The sequence below is a fragment of the Jiangella aurantiaca genome, from assembly GCF_004349105.1.
GTDB lineage: Bacteria > Actinomycetota > Actinomycetes > Jiangellales > Jiangellaceae > Jiangella > Jiangella aurantiaca.
The window spans coordinates 1-12,275 of record NZ_SMLB01000033.1 but is presented as its reverse complement, the minus strand read 5'-3'; the positions used below and the strand labels follow the sequence as shown (position 1 = coordinate 12,275).

Sequence of the window (12,275 nt, the reverse complement as noted above, 5' to 3'; positions counted from 1 at the left end):
ATCGGGGAGACGGTTCACCCCACCCGCAGCCCGCGCTCGATGACGTCCAGCGCGCCGTCGACGATCTCTCTCAGTGAGTCACGGTACCCGGAGTCGTGCCAGTAGGCGATGGCCTCCATGAACGCGGAGATCAGCGCGACGGTGACGACGCGCAGCTCCAGACCGTCGGGGTCGCGGCCGGTGTGCTTGGCGATGGTCTGCCGCAGCTGGACGGCGGTCTCGTCGGCCTGCCGGCCCATGCTGGCCCGGACGGACGGCTCCTCCATCATGTAGGTCATGCGCCGCCGGATGAACTGCTCGTCCTGGTCGAACATCGCGGCCGTGACGACCTCCGTGAGCACCTCGCGCAGCGCTGAGATCGGGTCCTGCGCCGCCAGCCGGTCGTCGAAGGCCTGCAGCATGATCGGGTCGTACTCGTCCCAGAGGACGATCATCTCCTTGGTGCCGAAATACCTGTAGATCGAGCTCGGCGACACCTCGGCCTCGGCGGCGATGCGTTCGATCGTGACGTGCGCGTACCCGTCGCGGTCGAAGAGGTCCAGCGCCACCCGCTGGATGTGGCGCATCGCCTTGAGCTTCTTGCGCTCGCGCAGGCCCAGCGGGCGCGTCATCTGCTCGGTCATCAGCGCCGATCGTAGCGCCGATGACGGTCAACTGACAGTGCCTCGCAGTTCAGAACTGCGAGCGGCTCAGATCTCCTTCGTCAGCAGGAGGCTGCCCTGCATGCGCTCGTAACCGAGCCGGGTGTAGACGCCGAGCGCGCCGGTCGGGTTGTCGGTGTCGACGTCGAGGCCGGCGTACTGCATGCCACCGGCGGCGTAGGCCCGCATCGCGGCCGTGAGCAGGGCGCCCGCAAGCCCGCGGCCACGCCACTCGCGCAGGACGGAGACGAGGTCGGTCCAGCCCTCGGTGAAGCCCTGCGGCTCCCAGTCCTGGTCGTACGCCCCGGACATGAGGTACCCGACGACGCGGCCGGTGGCCTCCTCGACGGCCACGAAGCTCCAGTCGGGCCGGAACTTCTCACCGCCCACGACGTTGAGCGCCCAGGCCTCCGCGTCGATCGGGCTGGAGCCCCAGTGGTCGCGGGCGAACGACTCGTTGTGCGTGACGCGGATGTCCTCGTCGCGCTCCTTCGAGTACGGCTCGATGCGCAGGCCGTCGGGCACGTCGCCGGCCGGTAGCGCGACACCGAGGTCGCGCCGCATGACGACGAACCAGCGGATGGCCGTGAACCCCGCGGCCTCGGCCAGCCGGCGCGCCGCGGCGTGGTGCTCGTCGACGTACACCCGGATGCGAGCCGGGAGGTTCACCGTGGTGGCGGCCAGCTGCTGCCGCCCGCGCGCCTCGGACCAGGCCAGCAGCGCCTGTCCGATCCCCCGACGCCGGTACTCCGGATGCACCGCGCCGAACAGCGTCGGCGCATGCGTGCCCTCGGTGACCGATCGGAAGTCGACCCAGGCGTAGGCGCGGACGTTCCCGTCGGCGTCGAACCCGGCGATGCTGTCGCGAGCCGGGTCGCGCCAGGTGCCCTTGAACCGGTCGACCAGCTCATACTCCGCCACCCGCTCGATCGCGTCGTCGTGGTCGTCGACCACGGAGCACAGGGCGTACCAGGCGGGGACGTCGCCGGGCGTCAGCGGCCGCCAACTCAGACCGGCATCGGCGGGCAGCGCGGGCAGTTCGGCCGGCGCCGCGGCCCGGACCGCGAGCGGCTCGAGGTCGACGGTGCTCATGGCGGACACCGTAAGGGCGCGCCGCACTGCGCCGCGAGCGAATTTCCGCGGCCGCGACCCGCCCGGACCACCGTCAGCCGGTGCCCAGCATCAGCGTCCACCACGAGGTGAGCAGACCACGTTCCACGCCGACGCCGGCCGACGTGTACGAGCAGTCGAGCAGCCGGTCGCGCTCCTCGCCCTTCCAGTCGCGGACGACTTGCTCGGCGTTGCGCAGCCCGTGCGACAGGTTCTCGCCGACCGGCGCGGTGTAGCCCTCGTCGGCCGCGCGGTCCTGCGGCGTCTCGCCGTCGGGGTTGACGTGGGAGAAGTAGAGCCGCTCGCGCATGTCCTCGCTGTGCTCGCGGGCGGCGACGGTGAGCCGCGGGTCGATCCGCAGCGCCGGGCAGCCGGCCTCCTCACGCGACTCGTCGGCGGACTCCAGCAGCTGCTCCTCCGACCTGAACAGGTCGATCAGCGGCGGATCGGGATCCTCGGTCGGCTCCTCCGACGGCTCGGTCGTCGGCTGGTCGGTGGGCTCGTCGGACGGGTCCTCCGACGGCTCGTCGGTCGGCTCTTCCGACGGCTCGGACGGCTCGTCGGTGGGCTCGGGCGAGTCCGTCGGCCGCGGCGAGTCGGGCTCGCGCGGCGGCGTCGTGGCGGTGAGGTCGTCCTCGTGCGACCCGGAGTCGTCGTCGGACCCGCCGAAGCCGCCGCCCGACTCGCCGTCGGTGTCGTCGGACTCCTCCGGCGACGGGCTTTCCGACCCGGATGGCGACGGCGTCTCCGCGGGCTCGGTGGGAGTGCCGGACGGGCTCGTGCCGGACTCGGGCCTGGGCGTCTCGTCGCCCGTGAAGTCGTCGACCCGCGATCCGCCCTCCGCGCGCGCGTGCAGCACGGGCGGACCGTCCGTGATCGCCAGGACCAGCCCGGCGACCGCCAGGCAGCCGACAAGCAGCACGAGGCCGGCCCGGACCAGCAGTGGCACCTCTCGGACACGCCGTTGTCTGTATCGCGGCAGGTTCGAGCTCACGGGGGCAGATCCTTTCCATCCGGGCCGGCTGCAGCGCACCGAGTCCCGGTCATTTCACGAGAACCGACATTCCGTAGCCATCGCCCAGTTTTGTCCACGAACCGCCCATCTCAAACATCGATCAAGGAAGACACCTGTGAACAAGGGCGGTCATCGACCGAGAGTGCCGAGGTCATACCGGTGAACACCCATCTGAAAGAAGTGACCGAATCGAACCGTGGGCGAAGATGTCTCGCATGAGCGAACAGCAGGCGCCGCCGGAGCGGCTCGTCGTCGCGGCCGCGATCGTCGACGACCTCGCGCTGCCCACCCGGCTGCTGGCCGCGCGGCGCAGCGAACCGCCCGAGCTGGCCGGCGGCTGGGAGTTCCCCGGCGGCAAGGTCGAGCCGGGCGAGCAGCCGCTGGACGCGCTCCACCGCGAGCTGCGCGAGGAGCTCGGCATCGCCGTCGAGGTCGGCGCGGAGCTCACCGGTCCGTACGACGGACGGTGGGCGCTCGGGCCGGGTCTGACGATGCGGCTGTGGTTCGCGGTCGTCGCCGACGGCGTGCCGGCGCCGTTGGAGGACCACGACGAGCTGCGCTGGCTCGGTCCCGGCGAGTGGCCCGGTGTGCCGTGGCTGCCGGCGGATGTCACCGTGGTGGAGGCGCTGATCGCGGGTTGCCCATCCGCGCGGGCCTGACGGCGCGGGCCGGAGCGCCGCTCCGAGGTCAACTGAGCGGTGGACGACGCCGCCCGGCGAACAGCACTAGCCTGGCCGGTATGACCACCGCGCCCGAACCCGCCGACCAGCCCAGGGAGCCGCATGTCATGCCCGGCGTCCGCGCGTCCGACGCCGAGCGGGAGCAGGTCGTCGAGGCGCTGTCGGAGCACGCGACCACCGGCCGGCTCACGCTGGCCGAGCTCGAGGAGCGCATCGGGTTGGCGTACCGGTCCGTCACCCGCGACGACCTCGCCGAGCTGACGGCGGACCTGCCGGGGTCGAGCGAGCTGGCGCCGGCCGCCGGTGGGCCGGTCGTCCGCCCGGACAACGCCGCCCGCCGCTCGGCCACCAAGTGGATCGTCGCGTTCATGGGCGGGACGGAGAAGCGCGGCCGCTGGCGGGCGGCGGAACGGGTCAACGCGGTCGCCGTGATGGGCGGCCACGACATCGACCTGCGACACGCGGAGCTCGACTCCGACGAGACCACGATCGTCGCGATCACGATCATGGGCGGCATGGACATCTACGTGCCCGACACCATCGACGTCGACGTCGGCGGGTTCTCGCTGATGGGCGGCACGGGCGAGCGGGGCAGCCGGCGGCCGGCCCGGGCGGGCGCGCCGCGCATCAGGATCCTCGCGTACAACCTCATGGGCGGCATCGACGTGTGGCGCCTGCCCGAGGAGACCAAGGACATGACGCTGAAGCAGGCCAAGAAGGCGGCCAAGCGCGCGGAGTGACGCGGCGGCGGGGCTCTTAGTCCAAGGCCGACAAGCCGGCCCGGACCGGCCGTAGACATTGGGGCACGTCTGCTTCATCCGTGGGTGCGTGGCCGCGACGGTGTCAGATCGCTGCGACGTTCGGTGCTGATGATGTGAGTTCGCTGAGGGCCCGGGCTTCCGATGTTGATCTTGGAGTTGTTCGGCGATTGTGCGGTGAAATGTCCGATAGATGGCCGAACAAGTCCAAGATCAACACTGGATGGGTGCGTCGCCCGTCCTCGCCCGGACCGACGTCACGCCGACCAGTCGCCGGGCGCCGTACCCACGGAAGCAGCAGAAGAGCGACATAAGGCGGCCCCGCAGGCCGGGCACGGACCTGCGGGGCCGGTCTATATCCGGGACAGCTCCCCCGTGGAAGCGCCCGTTGGCGAGCGCGGGATCGAGGCGGTGGAGGACTTCCTCGTGTCCTGCGCTGGCTCAAACACTAGGCAGGCCCGCTTTCAGATCGCTTTCATCGCGCATTCACTGCTGGTCAGCACTTAGGAGGGCCGGGCAGACCGGCGATGAGAGGGGGCCGGAGGTCTCCTCGACATCGTCGGTGCAAGGCGCCGAGCCAAGGTGACCATACCTGGAGCCATGCCCGGCCCGACGACACTCGAAGGGCGCGGAGACGGCCGGTCTGGGCACGACAACGGCCCCGGTCCCCGCCAACATCGCAGGGCCCGGGGCCGCCGGTGTCAGTACCAGTACGACGCGCCTCAGGCCGTCGTGCCGTTGCGCCGGGCGCGGATCGCGATCGCAACGCCGCCCAGGGCGAGCAGCGCGACGCCGACCACGATCATCCAGACGTTCGACGAACCGGTGTCGGGCAGCTCGTCGCCGTCGTCGTCACCCTCGGAGGCGACGGTGAACGAGACCGAGGTCTCCGACGCGGTCAACTCCGGGTCGCCGCCCTCGACGGCCGCGGAGGCGGTGAGCGTGTACTCGCCGTTCTCCAGCGCCTCGTCGGGGGTGAACGTCCAGGTGCCGTCCTCAGCGATCTCGAGCTCGCCTGGCCACTCGTCGGCGGCGGTCTGGACACGCTCCGACGACTCGGTGACGGTGCCCTCGATCGCCAGCGTCAGCGTGGCGCCCGGGTAGACCGTGCCGCCGAAGACGACGTCACCGGCGACGGTCGCGCCGTCCTCCGGCTCGGTGATGGTGACCGGCGGCACCGTGATGCCGAGGTCGGCCACCGTGACGGCCTGGCTGTCGCCCTCGAACTCCTGCATGACGGTGGCGTCGAACCGCTCGCCGACCGGCAGGTCCGCCGACGGGGTGATGGTCCAGCTGCCGTCGTCGCCGACGGTGGCCTCGCCGAGCACCTCGTCGCCGACGGTCAACGTCACGGTGGCGCCGGGCTGGCCGGTGCCGGTGAAGCTGGGCCGGGCGTTGCCGGTCGTTTGGCCGTCGCTGGGCGACGAGACCGTCAGCTCCTCGGCCTGCACCTCGGTCGAGGTGAAGGTGCCCTCCGCCGGCGCGGACCGGGAGAAGTGGCCGTACGACGCGGTGATCTCGTAGGTGTGCTCACCCGGGGCGAGGTCCTCGGTGACGGCCACCGAGAAGGCGCCGTCGTCGGTGACGGTGCCCTCGTAGGTCTGCTCGCCGTCGATGACCAGGCTGACCTTGTGGGTCGACCGGGCCGCCTCGACGGTGCCGGTGAAGGTCGGCCGCGGGCCGGTCTCGCCGCCGTCCTCGGGCGACGTGACCACCGGGGTGCTGATGGCGACCGCCAGCTCCCAGTCGCTGCCCAGCAGCGTCAGCGCGTTGTACTGGCCGGTCGCCAGCGAGTAGCCGATGCTGAAGTCGGCGTCACCGGTGTCGGGCGACTGTGCCGGGTTCCAGCTGTCGCAGTCGGTCCGGCCGTCGTGCGTCGAGCCGGAGTTCACGCCCACCGCGTAGTTGCCGACGACGACCGAGCCGCCGCTGTCGCCGCCGAGCATGCAGGCGTTGAAGATGAAGCCGGTGACGGCCTGCTCACCGACCGGCGTGCTCTGCACCGGCACCAGGATCTCGCCGCAGGTCCAGCCCGAGGTGGCGCCGGACTTGCAGGCCTGGGCGCCGGCGACGGCGTCGATCGGGCCGCGGATGGTGACGGAGGCGTCGTCGGGCGCGCCCGCGCCGCCGCCCCAGCCGGCGACCTGCGGCACCGCGGTCCACTCCGGGTCGGTGATGTCGACGAGGCCGCCATCGTGCTCCTCGCCGTAGTGGAACGAGCCCGGGACGAACTCGCCGAGGTCGGGGCCGGGGAACTGCGCCGCCCAGTCTTCGGTGGCCCAGATCGGGCCATCCAGCTCGATGTGGTGCACCGGGTAGGTGAACTGCTCGCCGGTCTCCTCGCTGACGCCGCAGTGGCCGGCGGTCAGAAAGCGCGAGTTGCCGTCGGGGTCGTAGCCGCTGAACCCGACGGAGCAGCGGCTCAGGTCGAACGCTCCGGTCTCGTCCGGCTCGCTGATCTGGTAGGCGTAGCCGTAGCCGCCCTTGTGGTCGCGGGCCGGCTGGACCTCACGCTCGCTGTTCAGAGCGTCCAGCGGGCCGACGACGACACGGGCGCCGCTGGCCTCGACAGCGGCGGCGTCGGCCTCGCTGGCGACGTTGATGGTGACGTCCTGGCCGTCGATCGAGGCACCGAGCACCTCGACGCCCTGGTCGCGCAGCACCGTGGCAGCGTCGGAGGCGGCGCGTGCCCGCTCCGCGTTGGCCAGGTACTGCTCGGGAGCGACGCCGAGATCGCGCTCGATCGCCTCCCGCAAAGTGGCCGGCAGCTGCGCCGCCAGCTCGATGAAGTCGTCGGCGGCGAAGGACGGCACGGTGACCGGGATCTGTTCGTCGGCCTGGGCCGCGGTGCTGGAGGCGAAGACGCCCCCGCTCACCACGGCCGAGGCGACGAGCACCCCGGCGAACCGTGCCGCGTTTCGCCGACGCGGCAGCATTGCGCTCACAAATTCTCCAAATACTCCATTTGACATGGCGTTGCCCGAATCACCCATTCAGCCGGAATCTGGCATCTGACGTGCGGAAACCCGGGCGAGATCACGTTACACAAGTCGACTGCGACGTGACAGCGCCATCGCCAAGTGGTCACGCCGAATTCCGGGAACATTTCTGCCGAAGAATCGATGAGATACGCTTGTCCGTTCAAATCCGGACAAAGACCGGGATCAGCGTCCGGCCGTGGCCAGGGTGAGCTCCGAGCGGGCCTCCTCGGCCAGCCGGACGTGCCGGTTCTCGACGGCGACGGCGACGGCGTCAGCGGCGGCCGCGCTCCCGTCGGCACCGAAATGCCGCAGCGTCCGCGCCGTGTCGAGCAGCGACAGCGCCCGCATCCAGGTCGAGCCGAGCGCGACGGCGATGTCGACCGCGTGACGGCAGGAGCGCAGCGCCTCGGCCCGGTCGCCGGCGGCCCGGTGCACGGCCGCCGTCACCGAGGCCGCGTAGTGCGCGTCGTACGACACCGGGGCCGGCGTCTCGACGGCGTCCGCGGCGGCGAGGTCGGCGCGGGCCGCGGCGGCCCGGCCGAGGCCGGCGTACGCCCGCGCGCGGGTCCGCAGGCACCGGGCGCGGACCTGCGGCGACAGGAACTCACGGTCGGCAACGCACGGGGCGATGACCTCTACCGCCTCCTGATACCGGCCGGCCTCGATGTGGATGCAGGCCTGGTTCTCGAACATGATCAGCTCGCCGTACCGATCGCCGAGGGCGCGGCGGAGCTCGACGGCGTGATCGGCCGCCACGAGTGCTTCGTCGAGCCGGTGCTGCGCGGCCAGGGTCAGCGTGAGGTTGGTCCACGCGGCCGCGCTGATGGCGGGTTCGGACGGCGGCGTGGCCGCGCCCAGCACCGTCCGTGCCGTCTCCTCGTCGTCGCCGCTGTCGCAGCACTCGCGTGCGACGGCGTCGAGCAGGACCAGCAGACCGGCCGCGTGGTCCACGGCCGGGTACTCGCCGGTGGCCAGCTCGGCGCGGGCCATCGCGATCAGCTGCGTACGGCGCGGGTGCAGCCAGGCGTGGATCTCGCCCCGGTCGGCGAACGGCCGCCCGGGCGGACAGCCCTCCGGCAGCCGCACCACGCCGGGCACGCGGTCGACGGGCCGCAGCCGCAGCCGGGCGTTGCGCAGCGTCAGCAACAGGTGGCCGAGCAGGCGCCGGCGCGCCGCCCGTGCCGTCACCGGGTCGCACACCGCGCGGATGTGGTCGTCGACGAGGTCGTGCCAGCCGAAGCCGCCGTCGCCGTCCGGCTCGAGCAGCCGGATGTCGGCCAGCCGGTCCAGCAGCCGCCGCGCCTCGTCGACGTCGACCTCCCACACGACGGCGGCGGTCTCGGCGTCGACGGTGGTGCCGGTCAGCGCCGCGAGCAACCGGTACCGCTGCGCCTGCACCCGCTGCAGGCTCACGTAGGTGGCGTCGAGCATCGCGTGGACGGCCAGCCCGCCGGCCCGCAGCTCGCCCAGCCGGTCGCCGTCGCGCAGCCGCCCGGCGAAGTGCCCGATCGGCCAGGCCGGCCGGGTGGCCAGCCGCCCGGCGGCGATCCGCACCGCCAGCGGCGACCCGGCGCACCGGTCCAGGACGACGGTGGTGGCGTCGGGCTCGGCGGCCAGCCGGTCCGCGCCGACGACGGACGCCAACAGCTCGCGGGCCTCCGGCTCGGAGAACATGCCGAGGTCGACACGTGCGTCGACCGGCGGGCCGGGGATCCGGCGCCGGCTGGTGACGATGACGGCGCACTCCGGCTCCGCCGGCAGCAGCGACGCCACGGTGTCCGGATCGGCGTCGTCCATGAGCACCAGCAGCCGGCGGCCGGTGCACAGGCGGCGGAACAGCTCGGCCCGTTCCCGCGGGCGCGGCGGCAGGTCCGGGCCTCCGACGCCGAGCGCGCGGAGCAGCCCGGCCAGCGCGTCGGTGCCCTTGTGCCAAGGCTGACCGCGAGGTCCCAGGCGGCGGCGAGTCCCACGAGGGGAATGGGACTGTGCGGCGGCGTCGGTGCTGGTGCGCAGATCGGCGAAGAGCTGGCCGTCGGGATAGCGGTCGCGGACCTCGTGCGCCACGCGCAGCGCCAGCGTCGTCTTGCCGGTGCCGCCGGGTCCGGACACGAGCACGGTCCGGCAGCGGCCCACGGGCCCGCGGCCGTCGCGAAGAGCGGCCGTGAGGGTCGCGACCTCCGCGGCCCGCCCCACGAAGGACCGCGGCCGGGACGGCAGCTGCGCGGGTCGCGTGCCCGGCCCCGCGGCAGCGGGTGCGGCCGAGGCGGCCGCTGCGACGGGCGCGGGTGGGGCCGGGAAAGTGCCGGTCGCGCCCGTCGCGGCCGGGTCGCCATCGGGGTCGTCGGTGCTGAGCTCACCGCCGCTGAGCAGGCGGGCGTGGACGGCGGCCAGCTTCGGCCCGGGACGCCGGCCGGCGGCGCGCAGGGCGCGGACGGTGTCGTGGAAGACGCCGAGGGCGTCGCCCTGGCGGCCCTCGCGGTAGAGGGCGATCATCAGCTGCCCGGCGGCGCCCTCACGCTCCGGGTACGCCGTCACCAGCTCGCGTAGCTCCCGGATCACGCCGTCGCCGGGACCGTGCAGCATCAGCCGGAGCTCGTGCGCCCGCTCGGCCACCGTCAGCACCTCGTCGAGCAGGGACGGCGCGCTCTGGCGGGTCAGGACGTCGGGCCAGAGGCCGGCCAGCGGGTTGCCCCGCCACAGGACCAGCGCCCGGTCCAGCAGCGTGAGCCGCCCGGGCAGGTCGTCCATGGCGCGCGCCGCCGCGGACAGCCCGCGGAACCGCGTGACGTCGACGACGTCGGGCGGCAGGACGAGCCGGTAGCCGTCGGCGGTCGACCCGACCGCGGACCGGCCGAGCACCGCGCGAACCCGGGCCACGTGGGTCTGCAGCGCCGCCCGCGGATGCTCGGGCTGGGCGTCGGTCCACAGCAGCCGGGCCAGCGTGCCATGCGAGACGACGCCGCCGGGACGCAGCGCCAGAGCGGCCAGGATGACCGCCGGCCGCCCGGAGGGCACCGGCACCGGGACTCCGTCGCGGCGGACCTCGACCGCGCCGAGCAGCCGGACGTCCAGCCCCACCTCCGGCCCCGCGACCTCGGCCGGACCGCTGCGCGGCCCGACGTCGAGGTCCGGGGTGCGGGTCACCGCCGCTCCGCCACCAGGTCACGCAACTCGTCGGCGCGCGGGGAGCCGAGTGACTCGAAGATGCGCAGCGCCGCCGCCCAGTGCGCCCGGGCGGTCTCGTCGTCGCCGTCGCCCGAGCGGCTGTGGCCGAGCTCGGCCAGCGCCTCGGCCTCGACGTCGGCGAGATGACCCTCGCGGGCCAGCGCCGCCGCGCGCGCGGCCGGCCCGCCGCCGTCGCGACCGGCGCGGCGCAGCGCGTTGGCCTCCTTGACCAGGCCGGTGGCCTGCAGCGGCACCGAACCCAGCTCGACGGCGACCGCGACGGCGCGCTCGAACCCGGCCACCGCGTCGCCCGCGGCACCGGTCTCGAGCGCGAGGTGCCCGAGTGCCAGCAGCTGGTCGAACAGCTCGATGCCGGGCTCGTCACCGAGCCCCTCGCCGGTCAGCTCCAGGTTGCGCCGGGCGTCGTCGTAGCGGCCCAGGCTGATCTGCACGTCGGCGAGGTTACGCCGGCAGCGTCGCCGGACCTCCGGCGAGAGGACGTCGTCGGAGTCGGCACACCGCTCGAACAGCTCGGCGGCCTCGTCGTACCGTCCGTCCAGCTCGTGCCAGACCGCCATGTTGTGCAGCATGATCACTTCGCCGTACCGGTCGCCCAGCTCGCGGCGGACCGCCAGGCCGCGGGCGCCGGCCTCCAGCGCCTCGTCGCGCCGGCTCTGCGCACCAAGCGACAGCGCCAGCGCGTGCCAGGCGCGCGCCGTCAGTACCGGGTCGCCGAGCTTGGGCGGGACGTCGAGGACCGCGCGCGAGAGGTCCTCGGTGTGCGCCTCGCGGCAGCACTCGTACCGGGCCCGGGCCAGCGCCAGCAGCAGCGCGGCGGACTCGTCGACGACGTCCTGCCGGTCGGAGTGCAGGCCGGCCAGGCCGAGCGAGGTCATGAGCGCGGTGTGCGGGTGCAGCCAGGCGTGGATCTCGGCGCGGTCGGCGAACGACCGCCCGGTGACCTCGTGCGGGAACCAGGCCCCGGGCTCGACCGCCGTGCCGCCCGGCCGCAGCACCGGCCACAGGTTGTGCAGGCAGCGCAAGTAGTACCGGACGAGGCGGCGCCGGGCCGCGGTGACGCGGTGGGAGTCGGCGACGGCGCGCAGGTGGTCGTCGACGAGGTCGTGCCAGCGGTACTCGTCGGGCGCGGCGGAGTCGATCAGCCGCACGTCGACCAGGTGCTCGAGCACACCGCGGGCGTCGTCGGCGGAGACGTCCCAGGTGGCGGCCGCGGTCTCGACGTCGACGGCGGGACCGGGCACGGCCGCGAGCAGCCGGAACCGGAACGCGATGGCGGGGTCGAGGCCCTGCACCGACGCGGTCAGCATGGACCGCACGCTGAGGTCGCCCATCTCCAGCTCGTCGAGCCGGCTGGCGAGCAGCCGCTCCGCGAAGTGGTCGATCGGCCAGGCCGGGCGGGTGACCAGCCGCCCACCGGCGATCCGCAACGCCAGCGGCGAGCCCTTGCAGGCGCTCACGACCAGTGCGGTCGCCTCGGGCTCCGCGGCCAGGCGATCGCTGCCGACCATCGACTCGAGCAGCTCGTAGGCGTCGTCGTCGGAGAACAGCGCGAGGTCGATCTGCACATCGGCCGGGATCATGCTCAGCTGCGGCCGGCTGGTCACCAGCACGCTGCAGCCGCCGGCGCCCGGTAGCAGCGGCGTCACCTGCGCGGCGTCGCGGGCGTCGTCGAGCACCACCAGCAGCCGGCGATGCGCGCACGCGGACCGGAACAGCGCGGCCCGCTCGTCCAGCGTCGCCGGGATGTCCTCCTCGGGCGTGGCCAGCGCGCGCAGGAACTCCGCCAGCACCTCGGCGGGGTCGGCGGGGACGGTGGAGCCGCGCAGCTCCGCGAACAGCTGGCCGTCGGGGTGCGCCTCGCGCAGCGCGTGCCCGAGGTGCAGGGCCAGCGTGGTCTTGCCGAG

The 12,275-nt window shown here is 73.4% G+C and carries 8 protein-coding genes; 2 read left to right on the top strand and 6 right to left on the bottom strand.

Annotated elements, in window-relative coordinates; translation table 11 throughout:
• Positions 1-14: 14 nt before the first annotated feature.
• The 3 genes from E1262_RS20365 to E1262_RS31770 all read right to left on the bottom strand — a co-directional run bounded on the left by E1262_RS20365 (position 15) and on the right by E1262_RS31770 (position 2,700).
• Positions 15-623 carry a TetR/AcrR family transcriptional regulator gene (locus tag E1262_RS20365; RefSeq protein ID WP_132104970.1) on the bottom strand — a complete coding sequence of 203 codons (609 nt, stop codon included), beginning with the start codon at positions 621-623 and terminating at the stop codon, positions 15-17.
• A gap of 66 nt (positions 624-689) precedes the next feature.
• A complete protein-coding gene (locus E1262_RS20360) occupies positions 690-1,733 on the bottom strand; it encodes a GNAT family N-acetyltransferase (protein ID WP_132104969.1) in 1,044 nt (347 codons plus the stop codon).
• Between the two features lie 73 nt (positions 1,734-1,806).
• A complete protein-coding gene (locus E1262_RS31770) occupies positions 1,807-2,700 on the bottom strand; it encodes a CAP domain-containing protein (RefSeq protein WP_132104968.1) in 894 nt (297 codons plus the stop codon).
• Positions 2,701-2,981: 281 nt separating this feature from the next.
• On the opposite strand from E1262_RS31770, the gene E1262_RS20350 reads away from it, so the two are divergent.
• Together E1262_RS20350 and E1262_RS20345 are read left to right on the top strand one after the other, a co-directional pair.
• Positions 2,982-3,425 carry a (deoxy)nucleoside triphosphate pyrophosphohydrolase gene (locus E1262_RS20350; protein WP_132104967.1) on the top strand — a complete coding sequence of 148 codons (444 nt, stop codon included), beginning with the start codon at positions 2,982-2,984 and terminating at the stop codon, positions 3,423-3,425.
• 80 nt (positions 3,426-3,505) lie between these two features.
• The gene (locus E1262_RS20345; RefSeq protein WP_203454098.1) at positions 3,506-4,186 is read left to right on the top strand and encodes a DUF1707 SHOCT-like domain-containing protein; all 681 of its coding nucleotides are present in this window, start codon (positions 3,506-3,508) and stop codon (positions 4,184-4,186) included.
• Positions 4,187-4,926: 740 nt separating this feature from the next.
• Here the strand turns inward: E1262_RS20345 and E1262_RS20340 are convergent.
• The 3 genes from E1262_RS20340 to E1262_RS20330 all read right to left on the bottom strand — a co-directional run.
• Positions 4,927-7,101 (bottom strand): Ig-like domain-containing protein, encoded by a 2,175-nt coding sequence (locus E1262_RS20340; protein ID WP_132104966.1) that lies wholly within the window; start codon positions 7,099-7,101, stop codon positions 4,927-4,929.
• A 267-nt stretch (positions 7,102-7,368) separates the two neighbouring features.
• Positions 7,369-10,329: an AfsR/SARP family transcriptional regulator gene (locus tag E1262_RS20335; protein WP_132104965.1), complete on the bottom strand. Its 2,961-nt coding sequence runs from the start codon at positions 10,327-10,329 to the stop codon at positions 7,369-7,371.
• Positions 10,326-12,275 (bottom strand): tetratricopeptide repeat protein (locus tag E1262_RS20330; protein ID WP_132104964.1); only part of this gene is annotated, 1,950 nt, incomplete at its 5' end. The genes E1262_RS20330 and E1262_RS20335, both read right to left, overlap by 4 nt.

Coding starts and splice junctions, on each gene's coding strand:
- E1262_RS20365 (WP_132104970.1), bottom strand. CDS start 623: ATGACCGAGCAGATGACGCGCCCGCTGGGCCTGCGCGAGCGCAAGAAG.
- E1262_RS20360 (WP_132104969.1), bottom strand. CDS start 1,733: ATGAGCACCGTCGACCTCGAGCCGCTCGCGGTCCGGGCCGCGGCGCCG.
- E1262_RS20350 (WP_132104967.1), top strand. CDS start 2,982: ATGAGCGAACAGCAGGCGCCGCCGGAGCGGCTCGTCGTCGCGGCCGCG.
- E1262_RS20345 (WP_203454098.1), top strand. CDS start 3,506: ATGACCACCGCGCCCGAACCCGCCGACCAGCCCAGGGAGCCGCATGTC.